General features: G+C 66.8%; 26 protein-coding genes. 19 read left to right on the forward strand and 7 right to left on the reverse strand.

What is annotated here, in order from left to right:
- Positions 1-9 precede the first annotated feature (9 nt).
- Positions 10-333: a hypothetical protein gene (locus ABS78_RS22325; RefSeq protein ID WP_293384915.1), complete on the reverse strand. Its 324-nt coding sequence runs from the start codon at positions 331-333 to the stop codon at positions 10-12.
- Between the two features lie 164 nt (positions 334-497).
- Entirely contained in the window at positions 498-1,139 is a 642-nt protein-coding gene (locus ABS78_RS22330) for a cation transporter (RefSeq protein ID WP_293384918.1), read from the reverse strand.
- A 130-nt stretch (positions 1,140-1,269) separates the two neighbouring features.
- Here ABS78_RS22330 and ABS78_RS22335 point away from each other — a divergent pair, with 130 nt between their 5' ends.
- The 14 genes from ABS78_RS22335 to ABS78_RS22400 all read left to right on the forward strand — a co-directional run bounded on the left by ABS78_RS22335 (position 1,270) and on the right by ABS78_RS22400 (position 13,184).
- Positions 1,270-1,716, forward strand: a complete 447-nt coding sequence (locus tag ABS78_RS22335) for a helix-turn-helix domain-containing protein (RefSeq protein WP_293384921.1) — start codon at positions 1,270-1,272, stop codon at positions 1,714-1,716.
- Entirely contained in the window at positions 1,713-2,240 is a 528-nt protein-coding gene (locus ABS78_RS22340; RefSeq protein ID WP_293384924.1) for a Fur family transcriptional regulator, read from the forward strand. Before ABS78_RS22335 ends, ABS78_RS22340 begins: the two co-directional genes overlap by 4 nt.
- 504 nt (positions 2,241-2,744) lie before the next feature.
- On the forward strand, positions 2,745-3,092 hold the full coding sequence (locus ABS78_RS22345) for a TrbC/VirB2 family protein (RefSeq protein ID WP_293384927.1): 348 nt from the start codon (positions 2,745-2,747) through the stop codon (positions 3,090-3,092).
- Complete coding sequence (locus ABS78_RS22350; RefSeq protein ID WP_293384930.1) at positions 3,092-3,355, forward strand: VirB3 family type IV secretion system protein; 264 nt, start codon at positions 3,092-3,094, stop codon at positions 3,353-3,355. The genes ABS78_RS22345 and ABS78_RS22350 overlap by 1 nt, the downstream gene beginning before the upstream one ends.
- A gap of 95 nt (positions 3,356-3,450) precedes the next feature.
- Positions 3,451-5,922, forward strand: coding sequence for a conjugal transfer protein TrbE (gene trbE / locus ABS78_RS22355; protein WP_293384933.1), 2,472 nt, complete (start codon positions 3,451-3,453; stop codon positions 5,920-5,922).
- Complete coding sequence (locus ABS78_RS22360; RefSeq protein WP_293384936.1) at positions 5,919-6,275, forward strand: hypothetical protein; 357 nt, start codon at positions 5,919-5,921, stop codon at positions 6,273-6,275. Before trbE ends, ABS78_RS22360 begins: the two co-directional genes overlap by 4 nt.
- Positions 6,268-7,002, forward strand: coding sequence for a P-type conjugative transfer protein TrbJ (trbJ, locus tag ABS78_RS22365; RefSeq protein WP_293384939.1), 735 nt, complete (start codon positions 6,268-6,270; stop codon positions 7,000-7,002). Before ABS78_RS22360 ends, trbJ begins: the two co-directional genes overlap by 8 nt.
- A 316-nt stretch (positions 7,003-7,318) precedes the next feature.
- Positions 7,319-8,653: a P-type conjugative transfer protein TrbL gene (gene trbL, locus ABS78_RS22370; RefSeq protein ID WP_293384942.1), complete on the forward strand. Its 1,335-nt coding sequence runs from the start codon at positions 7,319-7,321 to the stop codon at positions 8,651-8,653.
- A gap of 14 nt (positions 8,654-8,667) precedes the next feature.
- Positions 8,668-9,351, forward strand: a complete 684-nt coding sequence (gene trbF, locus ABS78_RS22375; RefSeq protein WP_293360883.1) for a conjugal transfer protein TrbF — start codon at positions 8,668-8,670, stop codon at positions 9,349-9,351.
- Complete coding sequence (gene trbG / locus ABS78_RS22380; RefSeq protein ID WP_293384946.1) at positions 9,348-10,283, forward strand: P-type conjugative transfer protein TrbG; 936 nt, start codon at positions 9,348-9,350, stop codon at positions 10,281-10,283. Before trbF ends, trbG begins: the two co-directional genes overlap by 4 nt.
- A 4-nt stretch (positions 10,284-10,287) precedes the next feature.
- Positions 10,288-11,535 (forward strand): TrbI/VirB10 family protein, encoded by a 1,248-nt coding sequence (locus ABS78_RS22385; RefSeq protein ID WP_293384949.1) that lies wholly within the window; start codon positions 10,288-10,290, stop codon positions 11,533-11,535.
- Positions 11,536-11,582: 47 nt separating this feature from the next.
- Positions 11,583-11,831, forward strand: a complete 249-nt coding sequence (locus ABS78_RS22390) for a DUF2274 domain-containing protein (RefSeq protein WP_293384952.1) — start codon at positions 11,583-11,585, stop codon at positions 11,829-11,831.
- 231 nt (positions 11,832-12,062) lie between these two features.
- Positions 12,063-12,416: a hypothetical protein gene (locus tag ABS78_RS22395; RefSeq protein ID WP_293384955.1), complete on the forward strand. Its 354-nt coding sequence runs from the start codon at positions 12,063-12,065 to the stop codon at positions 12,414-12,416.
- A gap of 405 nt (positions 12,417-12,821) precedes the next feature.
- Positions 12,822-13,184: a copper-binding protein gene (locus tag ABS78_RS22400; protein WP_293384958.1), complete on the forward strand. Its 363-nt coding sequence runs from the start codon at positions 12,822-12,824 to the stop codon at positions 13,182-13,184.
- Between the two features lie 485 nt (positions 13,185-13,669).
- On the opposite strand, the gene ABS78_RS22405 is transcribed toward ABS78_RS22400, so the two are convergent.
- Positions 13,670-13,831: a hypothetical protein gene (locus tag ABS78_RS22405; protein WP_293384961.1), complete on the reverse strand. Its 162-nt coding sequence runs from the start codon at positions 13,829-13,831 to the stop codon at positions 13,670-13,672.
- A 224-nt stretch (positions 13,832-14,055) separates the two neighbouring features.
- On the opposite strand from ABS78_RS22405, the gene ABS78_RS22410 reads away from it, so the two are divergent.
- Together ABS78_RS22410 and ABS78_RS22415 are read left to right on the forward strand one after the other, a co-directional pair.
- Positions 14,056-14,658: a YgjV family protein gene (locus tag ABS78_RS22410; protein WP_293384964.1), complete on the forward strand. Its 603-nt coding sequence runs from the start codon at positions 14,056-14,058 to the stop codon at positions 14,656-14,658.
- A 393-nt stretch (positions 14,659-15,051) separates the two neighbouring features.
- Complete coding sequence (locus ABS78_RS22415; protein ID WP_293384967.1) at positions 15,052-15,411, forward strand: hypothetical protein; 360 nt, start codon at positions 15,052-15,054, stop codon at positions 15,409-15,411.
- A 31-nt stretch (positions 15,412-15,442) separates the two neighbouring features.
- Here the strand turns inward: ABS78_RS22415 and ABS78_RS22420 are convergent, their stop codons facing one another.
- The 4 genes from ABS78_RS22420 to ABS78_RS22435 form a co-directional block, all read right to left on the reverse strand.
- Positions 15,443-16,897, reverse strand: a complete 1,455-nt coding sequence (locus tag ABS78_RS22420; RefSeq protein WP_293384970.1) for a HAMP domain-containing sensor histidine kinase — start codon at positions 16,895-16,897, stop codon at positions 15,443-15,445.
- Positions 16,833-17,510 (reverse strand): response regulator transcription factor, encoded by a 678-nt coding sequence (locus ABS78_RS22425; protein ID WP_293384973.1) that lies wholly within the window; start codon positions 17,508-17,510, stop codon positions 16,833-16,835. The genes ABS78_RS22420 and ABS78_RS22425 overlap by 65 nt, the downstream gene beginning before the upstream one ends.
- A 378-nt stretch (positions 17,511-17,888) precedes the next feature.
- Entirely contained in the window at positions 17,889-18,428 is a 540-nt protein-coding gene (locus ABS78_RS22430) for an MgtC/SapB family protein (RefSeq protein ID WP_293384976.1), read from the reverse strand.
- An 88-nt stretch (positions 18,429-18,516) separates the two neighbouring features.
- Positions 18,517-19,341, reverse strand: coding sequence for a DUF2189 domain-containing protein (locus tag ABS78_RS22435; protein WP_293384979.1), 825 nt, complete (start codon positions 19,339-19,341; stop codon positions 18,517-18,519).
- 965 nt (positions 19,342-20,306) lie between these two features.
- Here ABS78_RS22435 and ABS78_RS22440 point away from each other — a divergent pair.
- The 3 genes from ABS78_RS22440 to ABS78_RS22450 all read left to right on the forward strand — a co-directional run.
- Positions 20,307-21,713, forward strand: coding sequence for a helix-turn-helix domain-containing protein (locus tag ABS78_RS22440; protein WP_293384982.1), 1,407 nt, complete (start codon positions 20,307-20,309; stop codon positions 21,711-21,713).
- 37 nt (positions 21,714-21,750) lie between these two features.
- A complete protein-coding gene (locus ABS78_RS22445) occupies positions 21,751-22,809 on the forward strand; it encodes a hypothetical protein (RefSeq protein ID WP_293384985.1) in 1,059 nt (352 codons plus the stop codon).
- A 66-nt stretch (positions 22,810-22,875) separates the two neighbouring features.
- Positions 22,876-23,429 (forward strand): hypothetical protein (locus ABS78_RS22450; protein WP_293384988.1); only part of this gene is annotated, 554 nt, incomplete at its 3' end.

A 23,429-nucleotide genomic window follows, 5' to 3' on the forward strand; every position in this document is an offset into this window, starting at 1 on the left:
AGGTCCGCATCAGGCTCGGGGTGGCCGCTCCAGCCGCGACGGACGCGTCACCTGCGCCCACTGATCATCCAGCACAGGCCAACCCGCACGAACCACGGGAATGAGAATCGGCGCGACAGCTGGCGCCGGCATGCCGAAGGCATGGGCGACACAATGCCCGGTACAGACCCAGGCAAAAACCAGCTTCTCGGGCAGATCTTGCCCGGCCGGCCCCTGGGTCGCCTGGAGCGACTGGGCGGCGGACGGTGCAGGAACAAGCTCGACCGCTTCATGCGCGGTGGAGCCTGCGACCATGGCGGTCAAGCAGATGGCGAGGGCAAGCGCCCAGGCCAACGCGACCCGCATCCATTGACCTGGCCGGGTCCGTCGGCCGCGACCGGATAGGCGCGCCGCCTGCCGCCTGACCACGCGCGGCGCATTCCCCGCCCGAAGGCGGGGGACTGGCGCGCTTGCCCAGAGGGCTTCGCAGCGGATCGCCGTCCCGATCATGATCGTCTCTATACCGGCCCCACTGCGGAAGGGGAATGCGTTATAGTATCACCCCGCCCGCCGCGGCCTTCGGGCTTGGATTCACGCAGGGCCTGCGCGCTGATCTGCCAAGCGGAACGCAAGAAAATAGCGGCGAGCAAGGCTCCCACGATGAGGTCTGGCCAGCGCGAATGCGTCAGACTGACCACGATGCCGGTCGCTGCAACGGCGAGGCACTGGATCAGATCGTTGCGCGTACATAGCCAGACGGACCGCACATTGGCGTCGCCTTGACGATAGCGGATCAGCAATAGGGCTGCGACGAGGTTGGCTGCGGCGCCGAAGAGCCCCAGCCCCGAGATCGCGTCGCCGTCCGGCGTGACGCCGCCGGTCGCGCGCCATATCGCAAGACCAAGAATCGCGGCCGCCATTCCGCCCAGGGTGGCGCTCTTGAACAGCGCCGCGCCGGCGCGGACCTCGGTGCTCCGGCCGATCGCCCAGAGGCTGAGCGCGTAGGTCGCCGCGTCGGCCGCGAAATCCAGCGTGTTGGCGGCCAGCGAGGCGGAGCCCGCCCACAGGCTGCCGACCGCGACGACGACAAAGCCAAACACATTGATGGCGATCACGGTCGCAAGGACGCGCTTGTAGCCTTTCGTCGCCCCGTCGAACACGACAGGTTGGCCACATCCGCAGCCTGATGAAGCGGCTGGGGCTTGGCCCAATTCGCTGGAGCAACTGGACATGAACCCAGGATGCATCTTCAAGTGGCTAGAGGATCAACCGCCTTTTTTGAGAGTTCATATGCCCACCCATTCCATCGGAGAACTCGCCAGCTTGGCCGACGTGAAGCCACCGACCATCCGCTTCTACGAGCAGATCGGGCTGATGCCGGCGCCGCGCCGCACGGCGAGCGATCGGAGGGTCTATGAGCCCGGGGCCGTCGCCAGGCTGGCCTTCATCAAGCACGCCCGGCAACTTGGCTTCCCGGTCGAAGCCATCCGCACGTTGTTGGATCTGGCGGATCATCCCAAACGGTCCTGCGGCGACGCCAACCGTCTGGCGCAACAGCAGTTGGCGGCCGTCGAGGAAAAGCTCAGCCTGTTGGCGTCGCTGCGAGCGGAGTTGAGCCGCATGGTGTCCACCGGATGCGATGGTCCCGCCGGCGAATGCCGCGTGATCGAAAGTCTCGGCGACCACGGCCATTGTCTGGGCGACCACGGCCCGGGAGACTCCACGATCAGATCATGACCTCGCTCGCGCCTTCCGGCCCTGGCGACACCAGACTCGAGGCTCTGTGGTCTAAATCGCCCCAGGCCGCGTTGGCGCGCGCGGAGTCGAGGTGCCTGGCGGCGGGCGAGCGCTGGACCGAGCCACGGCGCCGAACCTTCGAATTGCTCGTGGAGGCCGGCAGACCCGTCAAAGCCTATGATCTGGTCGCCTCCTACGGTCCGGGTCGTCGGCCCACCAAACCGCCGACGGTCTATCGGGCCCTCGCCTTCCTCATCGGCCTTGGCCTTGTGCACAAGGTCGAGACGGGCAACGCTTTCATCGCCTGTCCACGGCCTGACGCCGCCCGGCACGCCGCGAATTTCCTGATCTGCGAGGTCTGCGGTCGCGCGGATGAACTGGACCTCGGCATGAGAGAGCCCCTCGAGGCGATCGCGCAACGGCTGGCCTTTCGCCTTGATCGCGTAGTGATCGAAGCGAGGGGTGTCTGCGCGCCTTGCCGGTTCGAGCCGCGCCGCGGCCTGGACAACGACCAAGGCCGCTGACGGAACCTCAGCAAGAGTTCGAATTGGGCCAACGCTTCCGGGCCAAGGCTAAGCGTGGTTGCTCGGCCCTGATGCATGGCGTTATAGGCCACTGCCCGTCAGCCGACGAATGCCGATCAGAAGTTCTGACCATGCGAATGACTCGGGAAGGTGAGCACTTGAGGCCTCCCTTGCCCCCGATCCTGGTTATCGGGCTTTAACTTTAGAATAGAGGCGGCGTTTTTTGAAGTGTGAATGGCTAAGCTTAGGGGCGATCCTTAGCGGTTGGCAGGAATTCTTGCCCCGTTTCGGTCATAATGTCTTCCGACAACCGGCGTTCTGCAGAATCGGAGCAATCCGGCGCCGCGCCTTGCCCGTCGTTTCAAGCTTTGCAGTGGGCTTTTGTGGATAAAAACGCACCTTGTGGGCGTTTATTGGAACAAGAGCCCTTGACCACCCGCATTTTGCGACTCAATCCTGGGTAGCCCGAGTTATTCGGGGCTACGCTCAGGAAAGCGCTCGACGATGGCCTTCACTTCATTCAGCGCGGCCGAGGGCCGCCGCAATCTGCGAACGGCGGTCGTCGTCGCCGGCATCGCGATGCTGGTCGCCGGTCCGGCCTGGGCCGCGGGCGGCGGCACCGCCATGCCCTGGGAGACGCCGCTGGAGACGATCATGCAGTCGCTGTCCGGGCCGGTGGCCAAGGCGGTCGGCATCATCGCCATCGTGCTGACCGGCCTGGGCTTCGCCTTCTCGGAAGGCGGCTCGGTGTTGCGCCGCGGTATCGGGATCGTCTTCGGCCTGGCCATCGCCTTCACCGCAACGACCTTCATCACGTCATTCTTCAACATGACGGCGGGGGCGGCGTTCTGATGACCTCGCGCGTGGACGGGTTCGAGATCGGCTTCCACAGCTCGCTCGCCGAGCCGGTGACCATCGCCGGGGTGCCACGAATGATCGCGGTCCTCAACGGCACGCTCACCGCCGTTCTTGCGTTGGGCCTCCAGGTTCCGCTGATTGGCGTTCCCCTCGGCCTCGCGATCCACGCCGTCTGTTACTGGCTCAACAAGCGCGACCCCTACTTCTTCGACGCCCTTGGGCGGCACATCCGACAGCGACCGTATCTGGACGCCTGATGGCTGAACGCACCTCCCCTCTCCCGTTCCTTCGTCCGGACTCGCCGCCTCGGCGATGGGCGCAGGTCTGCTGACCGCAAGGCCCTGAGGCCCCGATGTTGTACCTGCGTGAATACCGACCCAAAGCCGACCGCCTCTTCGATCACCTGCCGTGGGTGGCGCTCATCGGGCCGGGCCTCCTGCTCAACAAGGATGGCAGCTTCCAAAAGACGCTCGCGTTCCGCGGTCCCGACCTGGCCAGCTCGACGGAAGCAGGCTTGGTGGCGGTCCGGGCCCAACTGAACAACGCGCTGCGCCGGCTCGGATCGCGCTGGTGCCTGCACATCGAGGCGCTCCGCGCCGGCTCCCAGGACTATCCGTCCAGCACCTTTCCCGATCCGGTCTCGGACCTGATCGACAACGAGCGGCGCGACGCCTTCGAGTCCCAGGAGCGCCATTTCGAGAGCCGCTACTTCCTCACCTTCACCTACTTGCCGCCAGAGGAGGCGGTGAGCACGGCCGAGAGCCTGCTGCTCGAAAACGCCCCCTCCGGTCGCGGCGCGGCGGGCATGTACCGCGCCGCGCTGAACGACTTCCAGGGCACGGTCCGCCAGATCGCCGACATCCTGACGGCCATCATGCCGGAGGTCCGCGAGCTCGGCGACGATGAGACCCTGACCTACCTGCACGGCTGCATTTCGACGAAGCGCCACTATGTGCGCGCGCCCGAGACGCCGGCCTATCTCGACGCCTTCCTGACCGACGACGACTTCCAGGGCGGGCTCTTCCCCCGGCTCGGCAAACGCTACATCCGGACGATCTCGGTGCGGGCCTATCCGACCACATCATCGCCCGGCCTGCTGGATCGCCTGAACGAACTGGGGATCAGCTACCGCTGGGTCTGTCGCTACCTTCCGCTCGACAAGGAAGACGCCCGGCGGGCGGTGACCACGGTGCGCAAGCGTTGGTTCGCCAAGCGCAAGGGCGTGCTCGCCTTGCTGAAGGAGGCGATCACCCGCGAGCCGTCTCTCCTGGAAGACCCTGACGCGGCGGCCAAGTCGGCCGACGCCGACGCGGCCCTGGCCATCCTCGGTGGGGATTTCGCCTCGATCGGCTATTTCACGCCCACGGTCACCCTGATGGACGAGGACGCCGATCGTCTCGCCGACCGCGTTCGCGAAGTCGAAGGGGCCATCAACCGCGCCGGCTTCGTTTGCAAGGTCGAGGACGTCAACGCCGTCGAGGCCTGGATCGGCAGCCTTCCGGGCCAGGCCTATGCGGACCTGCGCCGACCGCTCGTCTCGTCCCTGAACCTTTGCGACATGATGCCGATGTCGGCGATCTGGCCGGGACCGACCCGCAACGCCCACTTGACCGAGGAGTGCCTCAAGCGAGGCCACAAGGGCGCGCAGCCTCCCCTGATGTTCACCCGGACGGCCGGCACCACGCCGTTCCGCTTCGATCTCCACCAGGGCGACGTCGGGCACACCATGGTGGTCGGTCCGACCGGGTCCGGGAAGTCGGTCCTGCTGAATACGATCGCCATGCAGTGGCTGCGTTATCCCGAGGCGCAGGTGTTCTTCTTCGACAAGGGGGCGAGCTCTCGGGCCGCCACGCTTCTGGCCGGCGGCCAGTTCTTCTTTCTCGGCGGCGACGCCAGCGAACTGGCGTTCCAGCCGCTCGCCGACATCGACGGGCCGGAGGATCGCGCCTGGGCCCAGGAATGGGTCGAGGATCTTGTCGCCGCCGAGGGCGTGCCGACCGTTCCCCAGGTCAAGGAAGAGATCTGGAGCGGGCTTCGCAACCTCGCCGCGGGTCCGCGCGAGCAGCGCACCCTCACCCTCCTGGCCGCCACCGTCCAGGACCAGGCGGTGAAGGCGGCTCTGGCGCCCTACACCCTCAGCGGCCCGCACGGCCACCTGCTCGACGCCCACCAGAACAGCCTGCAGGCGGCGGTCTGGCAGACCTTCGAGATGGCCGAATTGATGGCCAACCGGGCCGCCCTGGCGCCGGTGCTCACCTACATCTTCCGCACCCTGGAGCGCCGGTTCGACGGTCGGCCCACTCTGCTGGTGCTCGACGAGGCTTGGCTGTTCCTCGACCAGGGGGCCTTTGCGGCCAAGATCCGCGAATGGCTGAAGACCCTGCGCAAATACAATGTCGCCGTCGTCTTTGCGACCCAGAGCCTCGCCGATGTGGCGAGGTCCTCGATCGCCCCGGCCCTGATCGAAAGCTGCCCGACCCGGATCTTCCTGCCGAACCCGGATGCGCCCACGCCGCAGATCGCCGATCTCTACGCCGGCTTTGGCCTCAACGCCCAGCAGATCCGCATCATCGCCAGCGCCACGCCGAAGCGCGAATACTACTACCAGTCGACGGCGGGAAATCGGCTCTTCGAGCTCGGGCTGGGCCCCATCGCGCTGGCAGCTGTCGGGGCGTCCTCGCCAGGCGATCAGCAGACGATCACGGCGGCGCTTCAGGGGGACCGGGAGGGGTTCGCGGCGCGGTTCTACGCCGCCCAGGGTCTGACCGAGGTCGCGACCTATCTCAATGAATCGGCGACCCCGCCGGCGGCGAGGGTTGCATGATGGAGGACGCGCCCCCGGACGATGCTCCGACCCTGATCGCGGCTCGTCCCCTCAGCGCGCGCGAGCTTGCCCGCTTGACTGCTGTTACACGTCGCTTGCCATCGGCCTGGCTGCTGACGGTGCGTCGCCGTCGCTTGATGTTCCTGGGCCTCGCGGCGCCGGGCTTCCTCGCGGTCTTCACCACCACGCTTCACCACAACTTCTTCGTCCTGGTCGCCGGCTTCGTGCTGTTCGGAGCGGCCGTTCTTTTCCGCGCCGTGTCCGAGCGGCTCTTCGTCCGGGCCGAGGCGGCCGACATCTGGCCGCCGGAGTCTTTTCTGCCCTCGCGTCAACGGGAGTTTCCACATGCGTAGGCTTCTCACCACGGCTGCGGCCGCCGCCCTTCTCGCGCTTCCAGCCACGGCGATCGCGCCGCTGCCGGCCCAAGCGCAGATCTTCCCGGGCGTGGTGGTCAACGACCCGGCGGCGATCGCCCAGATGGTCTCGCAGGTGAGCAACAGCCTGCGGCAGATCGAGCAGCTGCAGGCGCAGCTGACCAACCAGGTGGCCATGCTCCAAAAGCTCGGGACCGACGTCACCCAGCCGCTGGCGCAGATCAGCCAGCAGGCCACCCAGCTCCTCCAGCAGGCGCAGGCGATCGGCTACAATGGCCAGAATATCGGCCAGCAATTCCAGCAGCTCTATCCGTCGAGCCTGTCCGGCAACAGCCTGCAGCAGATCCTGCAGCGCTACGGCAGTTGGCAGGACAACAGCCGCCTGACCTTGCAGGATTCGATGGCGGTCCAGAATCAACTGGTCCGTTCCCAGCCGACGACCGCCAACGCTGTGACCAGCGCGGTCGCTGCGTCTCAGAGCGCCGCCGGCCAGACCGCGGCCATCCAGGCCACGAACCAGCTACTCGCCGCCCTGAGCGGCCAACTGCAAGGCTTGCAGACCATCCTCATCGCGCAGGCCAGGACCCAGGAAACTATTCTTGCGCAGCAGCAGGCGGGCTCGGTGGCGGCCGCCGCTGTAACCCAGCGAGCGACGACTTTTCAAAAGAAAGGCAGCCAGCTGCCAAACATCTCGGATTTCAAATGAGAGTGTTCACAACCCTCGGTGCCTTGGCGGCACTCTGTACGCTCGTCGGATGTGGCCCTGCACCAACCGAAGCCGCTAAGCCTGTCGCTGAACAGCCTCCGCAGCACAAATGTCCGGATGTGAATAATCGGGACACCAATGATCCCTGCTCGCCCCTGTACTTCAAGAAGAAGGGCAGTCGGCTGCCAGATACTTCGGATTTCAAATGAACCTGGCGACCGACACTCATGACGGTGTGTCGAAGCTGGGGCCAGCCCTGATTTGGGCAGGCGCCGTGCTGATGCGGCTGCCAGCCCCCATGCTCATGAGTTAGATCGTGGCTACTGCCGACGCTGCTGCCCTTGACCAATTCATTGCTGCCTTCACGGGCCAGGTTGGCGCGGGATTCGGCGCGATTTCCGGCGATGTGCAATCTGTCCTTGCGACGCTTGTAGTAATCAGCATCGTCCTGTCCGCGATTATGTGGGCGATTGATGAAACGCAGAATATATTAGCTCCATTTATCCGAAAAATACTGTTAGTCGGCTTCTTCGCTTGGCTAGTGACCAACTGGCATTCTCTCACCCTCGTGGTGATTAACGGGTTCACCAAGCTCGGCCTGAAGGCGAGCAACGGTGGTTCCGTTGGGGACTTCACTCAGGCACCAACACGCGCCGTCGAGGCCGGGTTGGACGTAGTAGTTAAGTTGATAAAATATATTGGCGATCTGGCTCAGCAAAACGCCGGATTTGGTGCGCTCCAGCACATCGACATGATCATTGTCGCAGCTGTTGCAGCTATTGGCATCATGCTCGCTTTTATTGTTCTCGCGATTGAAATCGCGATCACGATTATAGAGTTCTACATCGTCACCCTAATCGCTTTTGTCGTGGTCCCGTTCGGAGTCCTTACGCAGACCTCCTTCCTGGCTGAACGGTCGATTGGCTACGTAATTTCCGTCGGCTTTAAGTTCATGGCGCTGGCGGTCATCGCCGGTATCGGAATCAATATCTTCGAGACTTTCACGCTTTCCGCCGAGCCGACTGTAACGGAGGAAGCCGGTCTACTCCTCTCCGCGATCTTCCTCATGATGCTGGCACTGAAAGTGCCGGCGATCGCAGGCGCGATGATTAGCGGCGGGCCCCAACTCAGCGCAGGTAGCGGCCTCATGGGCGCCGCTGGTGTGGCGGCGGGCGTCGCCGGAGTTGCGCTCGCTGGCCGGACCATTGGCGGCGCCGTAGCAGGCGGCTGGGCGGCCGGCGGACAGAAGGTGGCGGCCGCCCAAGCCGCCGCGGGCGCGATCCCGCCCGGCGGCGGATCCCAGAGCGGCGGTGCGTCTCCTAGCGGCGGCGGCGGCGGCGGCGGTGGTGGTAGTCTCGGCGGAGCGGCCGCCGATTTCGCACGCGCTCCGGTGTCGAGCGCTGTCGCGTCGGCTCGCCGGTTCGCCAATCGATCCGGTGGTGATGCCGACGGCAGCGGCGAAGGATCATCGGCCCCTCCCCCAGCCCCCTCGGCGGCCGATACGGTGGCGCGAACCCGCGAACGTCGCAGCGGCGTGCGGGCCGCGGCCGAGGGAAGCTTCGCGGCGGCGACCAGCACCGCCAACGACATCACGCCCGGGATGCCTGCAACGCCGACCCGGCGGGGTGATGATCCCGAGCGCGACGCCTGAACCGGAATGGACCGATGAACCCCTTCAAGCGCCCCAACGACCGCTATGGCAGCTCGGCTCCGGTCGAGAGCCCTTATCTCCGCGCCTCCCGCGAATGGGACATGCGGGTCGGGTCAGCAACCGTGCAAGCCAAGAACTGGCGGCTCGCCGCCTTCATCTGCATGGGCATCACCGCCCTGTCGGTGGGCGGGCTGATCTGGCAGTCGAGCAACACCAACATCGCCACCTACGTCGTTCCGATCGACAAGTACGGCCGCCCAGGCCGCATCGAACTGGCGGGCCGGACCTATCAGCCCGCCACCGCCGAGATCGGCTACTTCCTCGCCGATTGGGTCCGCCGGACGCGCTCCAAGAGCATCGATCCGATCGTCATCCGGGACAACTGGACCGGCGCCTATCACTTCGTCGCCGGCGGCGCGATCGGCCAGCTCAACGACTATGCCAAGGCCAACGACCCGTTCGCCAACGCCGGCACCCAGGCCGTCAATGTCGAGATCGTCTCGGTGCTTCCCCGCAGTCCGAACACCTATCAGGTGCAGTGGCGCGAGACGACGTTCAACGCCGGCGCCAGCGGCCTCACCGAGAACTGGACCGGGCTTTTCACCACCAAGGTCAATCCGCCCAAGAACGAGGCGGAGCTGCGGGCCAATCCCCTGGGAATCTACATCACCGCGTTTCAGTGGAGTCGCGAGCTATGACCCTCCCTCACCCGCAATCTCGCGTCGCCCTCGCGGCCATCGCGGCCATGGCGTTCTCGCCCCTGCCCGGTGCTGCGCTGGCTCAAGTCCAGCGTCCTGCCGCGGCGGCTGTGGCTGCTGCTGCCCCGCCGATGGCGGCGAAGCCAGCCGTTCGCCGCGCAAAACCTCGGCCGGCCCCGGGCTATCGAACGGTCTATTCCGCCAATGCGCAGAGCCGCGACCTTCCCGCCAGCGGCGCCTATGTCAACGCCGCGCTCTACTACGCCTTCGAGCCGGGCCGGCTCTACACCGTCAACACCAGCCCGCGGTTCCTGACGGTGATCGCCCTGCGTCCCGGCGAGAAGCTGATCTCCAAGGCCGCCGGCGACACGGTGCGCTGGGTGCTCGGCGAGACCGTACAGGGCTCGGGACCCTCCGAGCAGGTGCTGGTGATGCTGAAGCCGACCCGCGGAGGCTTGCGCACCAACGTCATCCTGACCACGGACCAGCGCACCTACCTGATGGAGGCGGTCAGCCGCGAGGGGGAAGCCTACACCAGCGTGGTCAACTGGACCTATGCGCTGGATGAGGCCCGCGAGGCCCAGGCGGCCAAGGCCGCCGATGCGCGCGGGGTGGTCGCCTCGGGGCTCGCCGTCGACCAGTTGCACTTCGACTACGACATCCGGCCGATCAAATCGAAGGCGCCGAACTGGCAACCGCTGCGGGTCTTCGATGATGGCCTGAAGACCTACATCCAGTTTCCGACCAACCTCGGGGCCAGCGAGGCGCCGCCGCTGTTCGTCATCGGCGCGGACAGGCAGGCCCAGCTCGTCAACTATCGCTACCTGAACGGCTACTACGTCGTCGACCGGCTGATCGATGTCGCCGAGCTGCGGCTGGGCGAGAAGCGCCAGACCGTCGTGCGGATCACGCGCACCGGCAAGCGGAGCTGACGCCATGTCGCATCTTCCGCCCGATCCGCCCCTCGAGCCGCGGGCCCCGCCGCAGGTCGAGCCGAAGGCGTCGTCCGAGAGCGTGCTCGCCGCGCCGCGCGCGCCGGTCACCCGATGGAACCGGCGCTATCTACTGGCCGGCGCCGCCGTCTTGGCGGGCTTGGTGGGGTTGGGCTTCTATGTCGGTTTCGGCGGCGCCCATCGCCAGCAGACCCGGCCCGTGGACGAGCAGGCCAACGTCGACACCAACACGCCCCAGACCCCGGCGATCGCCGGACGCTATGCGGCCGGATATGGCGATCCGGCCGTCCAGGCCGGGCCGGGCCAGCCGGGCTTCGCCAGGCTGCCGCCGCCCGCGCTCGCCCCTGGTGCGGTCGATCCTGCCGGGGGCGGAGCGGCCGCGACGGCCCCGCCCCCGCCGCCGCCGGTGGATCCACGGGTGCAGGCCGCCCAGGAGCAGGCGATCGCCGCTCGGGCCTCGGGGCCCTTCTTCGGGGGCGCCTCGCCGCAAGCGCAGGCTCCCGGGCCTGGCGTCACGCTCGCCGCTACGGCGCCCGGTTCAGGGGCTGCGGCCGCGCCGGGCGAAGTCCAGCCCGGCAACGGCCAGGCCGCGAAGGTGCAATTCGCGCAGGGCTCTCGCGCCGAGGATTACCTTCTCAACCCCCTTCGGCCGGCGGCCAGCCCTTGGGAGGTGAAGGCCGGGACCATCATCCCGGCGGCGCTGATCACCGCCTTGAACTCGGACCTGCCGGGCGAGGTGATCGCCCAGGTCACCGAGCCGGTCTACGATCACCGCACCGGCCGCACCGTCCTGATCCCACAGGGATCGCGGTTGATCGGCCAGTACGACAGCCAGGTCGCCTACGGCCAGAACCGGCTGATGGTAGCCTGGAACCGGATCATCATGCCCGATGGCCGCTCGATCAACATCGGGTCGATGACCGGCGCGGACCTGAGCGGCGCGGCCGGCCTGCAGGACCGCCGCGACGGCCACTTCGGCCAGCTCGCCCGTGGCGTCCTGCTGTCGACCCTGTTTAGCGTCGGGGCGGCCGCCGCCCAGGACGCCGGCACCCGCAGCTCGGGCGGCCTGGTGATCAACAGCGCCGGGAGCGGCGTGGCCAACTCCGCCCAGATGGTGGGACAGCAGATCACCGGCCGCGACCTCAATCGCCAGCCGACGCTGATGGTGCGCGCAGGCTGGCCGCTGCGCGTGTTGGTTAGCAAGGACATGATCCTTGCGCCCTACCCCTGAGCGGGTGCGAACGGCCCCATTCAATTCCTCGAAACCTGGAGAGCGACATGGCGCGTGAAGCCAAGACCAGCCTGGCCCTGCCGAAGATCGACACTGAGGAGAAGATGGTCGATCTGCGGCTCAAGTTGAAAGGCAAGGCGGCCGTGGATCTTGCCGAGTATCAGGCCGCGTACGCCGAGGAGAACGGCGCCATCGAACTGGACATCCTCGCCGCCCATATCCTGGCGACGTTCATCGAGGGCGATAAGGGCTTTCAGGCTTGGCGGCGGGCCCGTGGCGGAGAGCGCCGCCCATAGCGGACGGCTGCGATGGGAATGAGCAGCGGTCGGCCGATTATCACGCCGATCAGCGCGCCGGCGCCGACGTAGATGATCAGGGCGAGGAACCGAACCAGCATCGTCATGGGACGATGAACAGGAGCTGACGCCACGCATTCCGCGGCGGTTCAGGTTTGAAAGCCGATGATGGGTCATGGCTCGAGGCTCTCGCTTTCTGGCGAGGCGCGCCCCAGCACAAAGGAGCTGGACATGAAATATCTGGTGGCCGCCGCGGCGGCTCTCTCCCTGATCGGCGGGTCGGCGGCGATGGCCCAGCCGGCCTATGACAATCACAGCCGTGGTCAGACCTATTATGGGCAGTCGGGCCACGGCGGGCAGGATGGCCACGGCCAGCCGTATTCGGACGTCGGCCATCGCGGTTCGGCGCGAGGCTACAGCCAAGGCTACGCCCAACCCTACGCCGGATACGGCTATCGAGATGGCTCGTCCTACTACGGCGCCCAGGCCTACAGCTATGACGACCGGCATCATCGCCGGGACCATCGGCGGGCTCAGGGCCGACACTACGACGCGCCGCGCTACAACGGTCACGATCGTCACTAGGATCTGCTGAAGCCGTCAAGTCACGGCCGGCGCCTTCCGCTTCGAAGACGCGTCGGCCGCGATGACGCCAAGCTTCCACCCATCCCGCGCGCCTTCATGTCGGCCTGACGGAGGAAGGCTCCGAGCGTATCGTCCGACAGGGTCTCGCGCCGAACGCATCGACCCTCGTGGGTCCGGTCGGCGGGTCGCACAACCCTGCGCGCCTCCAGGGCTAGCCGGTGTCTGGATGGCGGAACACCAGCGTGGTTATCCCTTGGTGGGGCAAACCGTCGTCGTCCCAAATTCAGCAGACGACCGGATGAGGGGGGACGTGCTGATGGCGCGTATCAACTAGGACGATGACAACCCGGCTTCGCCGGCTTGAGGACCATGATGACCCAACCTCGACGCCGCCGGGCGACCCAGTTGCCGCTGCTCATCCTGCTGAGCGGGCTAGGGTTCGCAACTTTCGCAAACGCCGATCCGGGCGGCCATGGTCAGCCAGCGCCGCGGCCAGCCAGCCGCAGCCCCCGGGCGCCCGCCGTCGCGCCGCCCACCGCCGCGCCCAAGAAGCTCAGCGAAATGGAGGGTATTGGCGTGGTTCGCGCTATCGACCCTGCGGCTGGCAGGATCACCATTTCCTATGAGCCGATTGAGCACTTGAACTGGCCGTCCGGAACCATGCCGTTTCGGGTGGGCAAGACTGCTTTGCTCGAAGGCATGACGGTTGGGACGAAGGTGCGCTTCCGGCTTGAAAGCCAAGAAATCACCGATCTGAAGCCATTCTAACGGCAGGCGCGCGGTTGTGCCCACTATGAGAGGACCAACTATGACAATCGGGACAAATCTCACCCTTGTGGCGGCTGGACTTGCAGGTCTGCTGCTGGCCGGGTGCGGGCAGAAGGAGACTTCGGCGCCCGTGACGGAGGCGGCGCCGATCGCAGCCCCGCCCCACGACGACAGCGCGGCCTCCGCGGCGAGCGCGCACGTCGATGCGGCGCCTCATGCCGAGGGGGCCGACACCCATGCCCCTGCAGGCGCGACGCCCTCGGCCAAGGCCGCAGGCCCAACGTCGGAGATGCCAGGCATGGATAAGAATATGTCAGGCATGGATATGAAGAAGAAATAGATCCTGACGGGCGGCGCGAAAGGGCATAGCGCCTGCGCCGCCTGAGGAGGGTGTCGCCGGCAAGCTCCCACGACTTCAGGCGCGCCCGGCGAAGACGCGGTCGTAAGGCCCAAGCGCCTCGCGACCGCGTCCAGCCAAGCTGGGGTCAGACCTTGATGTCGAGGCCGCCGGCCGTCTTCGTCTGATGGGAGGTCTCGCCCGAAGTGTGGTTGGTCTCCGGCTTCTCGGGGGGCTGTTGCGGCAGCGGCGGACGCGCCGCTTGGGTCAGGACCGCCGAGTTGACGGCGCTGGCGCTGGAAACGTGCATCGGGCTTTTCCTTCTGTCGAGCCTAGGTCTGCTCATACTGAGCAACGACCCTCACTATTCGAGAAGACTTAAGGGCAGCTGAAGCCGGACCGGCGGTGCCGGCTTGATGATCGGCGGGGCGGGCGAAGACAATCTCATACCCCGGCCCAGTCTTCGCCAGGCCAACAGCCTGTTAACCCTGTTTTGCGATCCTACTGGTCGGTGTCGATCAAGAGCGAGAGCGCATGTCCCTAGTCTTCTACAGTGTACACGGGGGGACTTCGCTTTTAGCGACGGGGCTTGGCGCCATCGGGCTTGGCAGCGTCCTGATTTGGCCGTTTCTCAGCAGCTACCGGAAGGTGATTGCGGTCCAGAGCCTCGGGGCGGCGGCGTTTGCGATCTATTTTGCGCTGTTGGACGCGCCGACAGCCTCGGCAGTTTGCGTCATATCTATCGGCCAGCTGCTGGCAGCGGCCTGGATCAGAGAACGGGGGCTCGTCGTCGGGTTTTACGCCGCCACTTTGGTGCTGTTGGCGATGGTCGCCGCGGCCACATGGCACGGGGCGGCGTCGGCGCTCGCCCTGGCCGGAAGTCTAGCCGGCTCGCTAGCCCGGCTGCAGCAATCAACGGTTCGCATGAAGGCGATGTTCTTGATCGGCGCGCCCTTCTCGCTGGCCCACAACCTTCTGGTCGGGGCCAGTTACGGGTTGGGCGTCGATGCTGTGTCGATAGTGGGAAACGCGATGAGCCTACTGGTGCTCTCAAGGCAGGTCGGCTGGAAACGCCCGCTCATCGGCGCCGTCACTTCGGACGTCGGGCGTAGCTCTGGGACGCTGCCCGCCTTCTGAGACAGGGACCGCGCCTGAACCGGAGCAAGCAACAACGGCCGCTGGGCGCAGCCCGACGACGCGGGTCCTGGGCCGGTCGAAACCCACTGTTCCGCCTTGAGAACGACGCCGCCAGACTTCCACAGACCCGGGCCGCGGCGCCCACCAGTCGATCCTGCGGGCAGAAAGCTGGAGCTTGGGCTCGGTAAGATCCCCGACTGAGCCGACGAACAGCCACGCCTTGCGGCCCCATGGCGATGGCGGGCTGCGCCCGGCCCCGTTGATGGAATGACAGATCCGGCCTCACATTGATTGAAGCCGATTTCATGGTGGCCACAGGCAGGGTCCAGGCCCACGGCCGATAACGATCCTGTCAGATGGCCTTCCGCCCCCTGATGCTAACAGGAGCGTCTCATGAAACTTCTACTCGCCGCCGCCACAGCCGCCGCCACCCTCGTCGCCGTGGGTAGCGCCTCGGCCCAATCGATGAACGGCTACGGCTCCGGATACCGCCAAGGCTACGAGCAGCCCGCCAACGCCTGGCGCGGTTCCTCCTTTGGGCAGGCGGATTGGGGTCAGCGCGATCTCACCGGCTACACGGCCGCTCACGGCGCCTACAATCGTGGCGGCTACGCCGGGTACGGCGTCGGCTGGCGCGACCGGGACGATTGGCGGAGGAACCCGACCTACGGGCCGATGGGGTCGCAGGCCTATCCCAACTACGGCGTAGGCTACGCCCTCCCCTCCCAGCGCACTCTTCGATCGCACTGGTGATGACGTCCAGCGCAGCAGCGCCGGTCCCCGATCAACGCGGGCGACCGGCGCCAAGGCGTCCACCGGGGTTGGGTTCTGTCTCAAAGACCACCTCGGCGAGCAGGCCCGGAGCGTTGTCGGATAGAGACAGGTGACCACGGTGAACCCGCGCCACGGTTTGGACGAGAGTGAGACCCAGGCCGCTGCCGGGTGAGCCGCGACTTTCATCCAGCCGCCCGAAACGGCGCAGGGCCAATGCCGTCGCGCCCGCCGGGATGCCAGGACCGCCGTCCGCCACCGACAAGCGGATCGACGCGCCATCGCGGATGGTCGCCACGATAATGCTCCCACCCGGCGGGGAATGCTTGATGGCGTTGTCGATCAGATTCGCGGCCAGATGCAGCAACAACGGGCGGCTCCCGTTCATGGGCGCGGCGGCCAGCACCGGCACGACCTTGCACCCTCTTTCCTCGGCCACCGGGGCGTAGAGGTCGACGGCGTCCTGGACGACAGCGGCGAGATCCACGTGCTGGAAGCTGTCGGAGGTGGCGGCGTCCGCCCGGGCCAGGGTCAAAAGTCCGTTGATCAGCTCCAGCAAGGTGTCGACGTCATTCGCATTTTCCGCCAGCAGGTCGCCGTCCGCCGACCGCCCCCGAAGCATCGCCAGCTCCAGGCGGGCCTTCATCCGCGTGAGCGGCGTCTTCAGATCGTGCGCCATGCCGTCCGTGGCGGCCCGTAAGGAGCCGATCATCCGTTCGATCTCCTCGAAACAGGTGTTGATCACCTCAGCCAACCGGTCGAACTCGTCGTTGCGGCCAGACAGCCTGAGCCGTTCATCGAGACGGCCCGCCAAGAAGCGGTTGCCGGTGACCGCGGCTTGCTTGACGAAGCTCAGGCCGCGGCGGCTGACAATCCAGCCCAGCAGCAGGCTGAGAACGCCGGTGATGGCCACCGATCCGATCAGGGACGTCCAGTATTTGCGCCCCAGCGCGAGGCGACTGTCGGCCAGGTGCCCGATGAAGAGACGCGTGTCGGCATCGAGCGTCCGCGCCTCCCCTTCAACTTCGGTCGGCTGAACCCCTTGGCCTGACCGCACCATCACCGAAAGATTCGTCACCCGGTCTTCACGCACGGGCGCTGGCCAAACCATCACATTGCCGGCCAAGCGGCGACCATTTCGATCGGCGACCATGTAGACGACGTCGCGGGTGTTGGCAGCGAGCTGCTTGTCGATGCGGTCGCTCAGATCCGCCGTGCCGCCGTCTTGGAAGCGCATCGCCAGGGCGTCGGCCTCGCCCTCGATCAGATGCCCCATTTCCAGGTCGAGCAGTGTCGCGGTCTGGACGTGCTGGAATGTCAGCGCCAAGGCTGTGGTGGTGGTGGCGATCAGAGTGATCCAGAGCGCGCCTCGAAAGGCCGCCGCGTGCGGCTCGCGTCCAGCGTCAGTGCGCATCGAGCTGATAGCCCGCGCCGCGAATGGTGTGCAGTAGCGGCGCTTCGCCATCATGTTCGATCTTCGCGCGCAGACGGCTGACGTGCACATCGATGACATTGGTGCCGGGGTTGAAGCTGTAGTCCCAGGCCGCCTCCAGCAACATGGTGCGGGTCACGACCTGGCCGGCGTGCCGCATCAGATACTCGAGGAGCTGGAACTCCTTGTTGAGCAGTTCGATGCGGCGCGTTCCGCGGGTGGCGAATCGACCAAGCAGATCGAGCTCGAGATCCGCGACGCGAAGCGTTGTCGTGGCCGCCGGGGCCTTGTCGCCGCGCCGAACGATGGCGGCCAGGCGCGCGATCAGTTCCTGGAAGGAGAACGGTTTGGCGAGGTAGTCGTCGCTCCCCGCGTTCAGGCCCTTGATCCGATCGTCGACTTGAGCAAGCGCGCTGAGGATCAGGACCGGGGTCTTGTGATCTTCGGCCCGCAGGGCGCGCAGCACCGCCAGCCCATCAAGTTGCGGCAGGTTGCGATCGAGGATGATGGCGTCATAGCTGTTGGTCAGCGCCGCCGTCAGTCCATCGAGCCCCGTGGCTGCATGATCGCAGGCGTGGCCCAGTTCCGCCAAGCCTTGGCGCACATAGCCCGCCGTGCCGGCGTCGTCCTCGATCAACAGCAGCTTCACAATGCAGAATTCCTCAGATGACCCCCGGCTGCAGCGCCCCACCCCCGCGGCCCGCAAAAGGCTTGCCGCCGGCCGCCGAGGGGGCGGCGGCCGGCGGACTTCCGGCGCAAGGTGATGCGCCTGTTCGCGACGGGGGGCGGCCGCGAGACATATGTAGAGTGAGGCTTCTGCGCCTCATCCACCTGTGGCGAACATGAATTCCATGTCACGTGGGCTCAGACGCCAAGGCTTCTCATCCTGCGCCTCAATGAAGGTCCACCCGCGCGGTCGCCGCGCTGATCATAGGCGACCGCCTGCTGCGGCCACAGGAGCGTCTTGCCGTCCGCTGCTCGTTCAGGACGGCTTTCGTCAAGGCGGCCGCTACGCCGCAGCGCTCCGTCACGGCTCACCCTGGCGACCATCGTGGGCCTTCTCATCAGCCTGGGCCTCGCGGCCCGCCGACACCGCGCGCTGCGCCTGCGAGTGCGCCCGGTGCGAAAGCCGCGTCCAACCTGGCACTCGGTGCAATTCGAGAATGACGAGGATCAGGATCGCCGTGATCGCCGCGAGATGATAGAGCCCGTAGGCAGCGCTGAGCCCGGTGGCGGCTGACGCCCAAAGGGTCGCCGCGGTCGTCAGCCCGGTGATCCGTCCGGCGTCCCGCAAAATGATGCCCGCGCCAATGAACCCGATGCCGGTGACGATCCCGGCCGAAATCCGCCCTTGGTCGCCGATGGCCGCCGAGATCAGGCCAAAGGCGCAGCTGCCCAGGGCGGTGGCCATATAGGTGCGAATCCCGGCTTCGCGGCCGCGGCGCTCCCGCTCCCAGCCGATCAGGGCGCCGAGCGCGGCGGCGAAAACGATCCGGCCGATATCCACGTACCAGGGCGAGTCGCCCGCGACGCCGCTCGGGTTCAGCATGGCCACGCCGATCGGCATGACGCACGTGCGGAGCTCGCGCCCGCCGCCGGCACGCGCGCCCTCCGGCCACGCGCCCGGCGTGGGCCGCCGTGGTTGCGCAAGGCTCTCAAGCCGCCACCGTCAGCCGATAGAGCCGCCAGGTTACGTGGCCAAGAACCGGCATGACGACGGCAAGCCCGACGAAAAGGAGGAGAGAGCCGGCGGCCAGGGCCAAGGCGACGATCAGTCCCCAGAGGGCCATGGTGAGCGGGTTGGCCAGAACGGCGCGGATCGACGTGCTCACGGCGAGGCCCACGCCCACGTTGCGATCGAGCAGCAGCGGGAGCGAGACAACCGAGATCGTCAGCGCCACCAAGGCGTACACGAACCCGACCGCCGTCCCCACAGCCAGGAAACGCCAGCCCGCGTGGGTCGTCAGCAGAGTGGCGACGTCAGGCAGTGACCCCGAGGTCGTCGGGTGGAAAAGGTACATCAGGCCGCCAGCCGTCAGCAGCCATGAGACGAAGAGCGCGACCAGCATCAACGACAGCAGGAAGATCGCCGCCAATGATGGCGACCGGATCACGCCAAGCGCGTCGCGCCACGTCGAGCTTAGGCCCAGCTCCCGGCGACGGCTGAGCTCGTAAAGCCCGAGCGCTGCCAGTGGCCCGACAAGCGCAAATCCCGTCGAGAGCGCCAGCAGCAGCGGAGCCATGTTCTGCTTGGCCGCCGCGAAGGCCAGGAGCAGTCCGACGATCGGATAGATCAGGCTGAGGAACAGGACATGGCTCGGGTTCTCCATGAAATCGCCGAACCCCGCGGTCAACGCCTTGACCAGGTCCTGCGGCGCGATCTTGCGGATGACTGGCCTCTCCGCGCTGTGCGACGTCCAAGAGCTTCTTAAGGTTGAAGCGAGACGAGCCTTGTGCGGTGTAAGGACTTGGTCCGACATGGCGCTCTCCCTGGCTCGGGGACGTCACCGCCCCGCCCCATGACCTTTGCCGTCAGGGCATGGCCAGCGGCTGTGGCGGACGTGAATTTTCTGTCATCCCCGAGCCCTTCGCCCGTCCGGTTCACCTGGCTCAGGAGAATTTTCAGCATCGAATCCGGCGGCTTGATCTCGTCCGGCGTCATCGACTGGCCCCGCAACAGATGGGCGATCGACGCGCGGGCAGCCAATGGGACCCAGTCCGCCAGCCTTAAGCTGAAATAGCTCTCGCCGGCGCGGCCTTGAGTGGGGCGGCCGGCCTACAGGACCGTCGCGACGGCCACTTCGGCCAGCTCGCTCGTGGCATCCTGACGTCGACCCTGTTTAGCGTCGGGACGGCCGCCGCCAGGAGGCGGGCACGCGTAGCTCGGGCGGGTTCGTCTCGCGGTGTCTTTTCCTCGTCCTGCGCGGCGTGCTGCGCCCTAAACCTTGACTCGGGCCGATTACGGATCCGAATCGGCGGCCCACTTGCGGTCTTGAGCGCCGTCGGGGCCTCAGTTTCGAAAGTGTCGGGGTCGCTTGAGGCTCACTTTGCCTGATTCGTGGGGCGCGCCCGCGATTCTGATCTCTCGACAATCCCAACAATACCGATTCGGTCGTCCTATTTCGGACGATTCACGCCCTTCGGTCTCTAGGGGCGGCGCCCAGACTCATCGGACCTTCGACGGGTTCGCCCGAGGCGCCCTGCTGCGTCGGTCGAGCGCTGGAGACCACTGATGACCTAGCGACGAGACCCTGAAACGGCGAGAGCCCCCCGTTGGCGCGGGAGACTCTCGGAGATCGCAGATGCCGTTGTGGAAGGCGGCGAATTGACTGGTCCAAGGTATGGGGCGTCGTAAGGCGCGTCAAGGACCAGACGGGGAAGCTTTGCCCCGCGTTCGGCGATCTTGGCCCCGATCAAGCGGCTTCGTCCCAATGAAGGGACCACCATGCAGACCGCCCATTCCAACGAATGGCGGCCAGGCTTCGCCAAGCGCGCAGACAACTTCGACCAGGTCTGCGCCCAGGCCGAGGCCTGGCGCTGGCGCCCGGGCGAGAGCATCGCCCGCGTCGCCGCCGCCGTGCTGAAAGGCACGCCTGAGCTCAGCGCGCCGCAGCGCCTGACCCTGCTGCTCTATGTCGAGCACCTGAACCAGGACCGCCTGGAGCAGGACATCGCCTGCGTCTGGCCGTCGACCAGCCTGGTGGCCGAATATCTGGGCTGCAGCGAGAGCCAGGCCCGGGCCAATCGGCGCGCCCTGGAGTCCGCCGGCTTCATGGTGCGCGACTACACCAGGGCCAACCGGCCGGCCGGGCTCGAGGCCTATGACCTGCGTCCGCTGATGGCCCGCCTCGACGAGCTGGAGGCGGCGGACGCGGCGATCCGCGAAGCCGCGGCCGCCCGCAGGGCGATGTATTCGGAAGCCGTCGCCTTCCCGATGAAAGATAGCGCCCGGGCGCCGGAATCCCGGCGCCTAGAACAGTCCCATGAGAACACTAGTTATTCTGTACGAGAAAAGGACGCGGCTTCGCCGCGACATAGTTCGCCAGGTCGGCCCGCTGCGCGGCCCGAGATCGGCAAGACCAGCAACGACTCGAACACACGCCAGCGCACCGGATCGGCCAGCGCCATTGGCTCTCCGGGGGGAGCCAGCGGTTTCGTCGGCGCGAAGCCGGACCCGTCGGGGTACGCGGAAATGGTCCGCGCCGAGCTGCGGACGGCCGCCCTGGTCTGTCCGTCCTTGGCCCAGCTGGTCACCCCTGCCCTGCTCGCCAACCCGGCCGGCGCCACGCCAGAGGACGCCGCGCGCGTGGCGGCCGCCGCGGCCGAACTGCTCCCGCAGCCGGAGCGGAACAATGACCAGACCGCCATGTGGGGCTGGCGCAAACACGGGATCCGCGTGCTTGTGATGCTGGCCATCGCCGTCGAGGACCCCGAAGTCCGCTCGCCTTGCGGCTATTTCGGCAAGTTGACCGGTCAGGATCGCGGCGCGGCCGACCTTCGGCTGAACCTGGCGCGGATCCTCAGGTCCAAGGGCGAGCCGCCGCCGCCGGAGGTCGCCCCCGCGCCGGTTGTCGAGGAGCCGCCGCCGCTGATCTTCAGTCCCGGGGTCGAGGACCATCCTTGGCCGGACATCGCCGGCCACCTTCGGGCGATCGTGCGCGAGGGCGTCTGGGGCAGCTGGTTTGGCCAGATCGGTTTCCACGGCGTGGTCGACGGGGTCCTGACCCTGTCGTGCCGCACCGAGATCGCCGCCGACCGGATCAAGCGCGACTTCATCCCCGCGATCCTGCAGGCGGCCGAGGCCGCCGAGGTGTTCGTCGACCGGGTCGTGCTGACGGTTCGAAAGCGGTGACGCCGACTTATATTCAACCAGCCGCGGGGGTGTGACGATGGAATGTTTCCGGATCGACGAGAGCGGCTACACCGGCTTCGACCTGCTGAATCCCGAGCAGCGGTTCCAGGGCGCGGCGGCGATCGCCATCAGCGACGAGGAGGCCGCGCGGCTGATCAAGGCGCATTTTCCGCGCCTCCAGGCCCCGGAGCTGAAATACCGGGCGCTGTCGCGCCGGCCCGGCAGCCGGCCGCATCTGCTGGCGCTGCTGCGTGACCTGCTGCAGGGCTACAAGTGCGTCACCCATGTCATGGACAAGCGCTTCATGCTGGTCCTGAAGTTCTGCGACTACGCCGTGGAGCCCTGGTATTACGAGCGCGGCGCCGACTTCTACGCCGACGGCCAGAACTACGCGATGGGATCGCTGCTGACGATCCTCGGTCCGACCATGCTGGGGGCCGCGCCGTTCGAGGCCCTGCTCGTGGCGTTCCAGCAGGCGATGAGAGCCAAAACGCCGGAGAGCCTCGACGCCCTCGTGGCGGCGGCCCGCCGCACCAACTGGCAGGCGATCCCCGAGGCCATAGGGCCGCTGGCCAGGGATGCGTGCCCCGATTGCTTGGCGGCGATCACCACGCCCGGCGTCACGACCGACCTCGCCATGGTGACGATCCAGGCGCTGATCAGCCGGATGGAGGTCATGGCCGACGGCCCCTACCGCGTGGAGCACGACGAGTCGAAGAACCTCGCCGCCTACCATGACCTCCTGCAGGCGTTCATCGACCACAGGGGTGAGGTCGAGCTTCGCCAATCGGCGATCGCCAGCTTCAAGTTCCCGCTCAAACTGACCGCGATGACGCAGGTCGACTCCAAGATCAGCCCCGCGATCCAGCTCGCGGACGTGATGATCGGCGCGGCGCTCGAGGCCGGCAACATCATGACCGGCCACCGCACGGACGGCCTCGACCCGGAGGCCCTCCTGCCACTGTTCAGGGACGATCAGCTGATCCACATGCTCCCGAGCCTGGACTTTGAGGCACAGAAAGAATTCCGCAAGGGCGCCCAGGCGTCGGAGGTGATCGACTATTTCGGCGCGCACTTCGACGGCAAGGGCCCTTGACGAGTTTGACAGACCTGATGAACTTGACGAGTTTCTTGCGAAGGCCCTTTGGGGCCAGGAGACCCCATGGCCCAGCCACGTGAACAGGATCATCAGGCGACCGCGAAACCGGTCCGCAGCGCCAAGGCGGCGACGGCGCGCTCGGCCTCGACCGGCCAGGTCCTGCGAGTCCACGCCGACGGCGACGTCACCGAGGTTCCGGTCTCGAAGGTGCGCTACGGCCGGCTCGTCAACAAGTCCCGCGTGCTCGGCAAGGTGATCGCCGGCTACGCCGACGCCGCCGCCAAAGCCAAGCGGACGGGCAGGGCCTATGTGATCACCTATGTGGTGACCCCGGACGGCAAGGCCGAGGCCATGGCCGAGGCCCCGGCCGAGACGCCGCCGGAAGGCTCGCTCGACACCGCCGTCGCCCGGGCCAAGGCCCGCGGCGCGATCAAGGCGGCCGAGATCCTGAAGGGCCCGGACATGCTGACCGCGCGTGACTTCGGGCCGCTGATCGGCGCCTCGCACGAGACCGTCAACACCAAGCGCAAGCGCCACGAGGTCCTGGGCCTGGAGGGCGCGACGCGCGGCGTGAAATACCCGCGCTGGCAGGTGACCGACACCGGCCTGCCGCTGCC

This window comes from Phenylobacterium sp. SCN 70-31, assembly GCF_001724605.1.
Taxonomy (GTDB): Bacteria; Pseudomonadota; Alphaproteobacteria; order Caulobacterales; family Caulobacteraceae; genus Phenylobacterium.

What these genes read in the sequence shown, in the direction of transcription:
- ABS78_RS22335 (WP_293384921.1), top strand. Translation starts at nt 1,270, where the DNA reads ATGCCCACCCATTCCATCGGAGAACTCGCCAGCTTGGCCGACGTGAAG.
- ABS78_RS22340 (WP_293384924.1), top strand. Translation starts at nt 1,713, where the DNA reads ATGACCTCGCTCGCGCCTTCCGGCCCTGGCGACACCAGACTCGAGGCT.
- ABS78_RS22345 (WP_293384927.1), top strand. Translation starts at nt 2,745, where the DNA reads ATGGCCTTCACTTCATTCAGCGCGGCCGAGGGCCGCCGCAATCTGCGA.
- ABS78_RS22350 (WP_293384930.1), top strand. Translation starts at nt 3,092, where the DNA reads ATGACCTCGCGCGTGGACGGGTTCGAGATCGGCTTCCACAGCTCGCTC.
- trbE (WP_293384933.1), top strand. Translation starts at nt 3,451, where the DNA reads ATGTTGTACCTGCGTGAATACCGACCCAAAGCCGACCGCCTCTTCGAT.
- ABS78_RS22360 (WP_293384936.1), top strand. Translation starts at nt 5,919, where the DNA reads ATGATGGAGGACGCGCCCCCGGACGATGCTCCGACCCTGATCGCGGCT.
- trbJ (WP_293384939.1), top strand. Translation starts at nt 6,268, where the DNA reads ATGCGTAGGCTTCTCACCACGGCTGCGGCCGCCGCCCTTCTCGCGCTT.
- trbF (WP_293360883.1), top strand. Translation starts at nt 8,668, where the DNA reads ATGAACCCCTTCAAGCGCCCCAACGACCGCTATGGCAGCTCGGCTCCG.
- trbG (WP_293384946.1), top strand. Translation starts at nt 9,348, where the DNA reads ATGACCCTCCCTCACCCGCAATCTCGCGTCGCCCTCGCGGCCATCGCG.
- ABS78_RS22385 (WP_293384949.1), top strand. Translation starts at nt 10,288, where the DNA reads ATGTCGCATCTTCCGCCCGATCCGCCCCTCGAGCCGCGGGCCCCGCCG.
- ABS78_RS22390 (WP_293384952.1), top strand. Translation starts at nt 11,583, where the DNA reads ATGGCGCGTGAAGCCAAGACCAGCCTGGCCCTGCCGAAGATCGACACT.
- ABS78_RS22395 (WP_293384955.1), top strand. Translation starts at nt 12,063, where the DNA reads ATGAAATATCTGGTGGCCGCCGCGGCGGCTCTCTCCCTGATCGGCGGG.
- ABS78_RS22405 (WP_293384961.1), bottom strand. Translation starts at nt 13,831, where the DNA reads ATGCACGTTTCCAGCGCCAGCGCCGTCAACTCGGCGGTCCTGACCCAA.
- ABS78_RS22410 (WP_293384964.1), top strand. Translation starts at nt 14,056, where the DNA reads ATGTCCCTAGTCTTCTACAGTGTACACGGGGGGACTTCGCTTTTAGCG.
- ABS78_RS22415 (WP_293384967.1), top strand. Translation starts at nt 15,052, where the DNA reads ATGAAACTTCTACTCGCCGCCGCCACAGCCGCCGCCACCCTCGTCGCC.
- ABS78_RS22420 (WP_293384970.1), bottom strand. Translation starts at nt 16,897, where the DNA reads ATGATGGCGAAGCGCCGCTACTGCACACCATTCGCGGCGCGGGCTATC.
- ABS78_RS22430 (WP_293384976.1), bottom strand. Translation starts at nt 18,428, where the DNA reads ATGCCGATCGGCGTGGCCATGCTGAACCCGAGCGGCGTCGCGGGCGAC.
- ABS78_RS22435 (WP_293384979.1), bottom strand. Translation starts at nt 19,341, where the DNA reads ATGTCGGACCAAGTCCTTACACCGCACAAGGCTCGTCTCGCTTCAACC.
- ABS78_RS22440 (WP_293384982.1), top strand. Translation starts at nt 20,307, where the DNA reads ATGCAGACCGCCCATTCCAACGAATGGCGGCCAGGCTTCGCCAAGCGC.
- ABS78_RS22445 (WP_293384985.1), top strand. Translation starts at nt 21,751, where the DNA reads ATGGAATGTTTCCGGATCGACGAGAGCGGCTACACCGGCTTCGACCTG.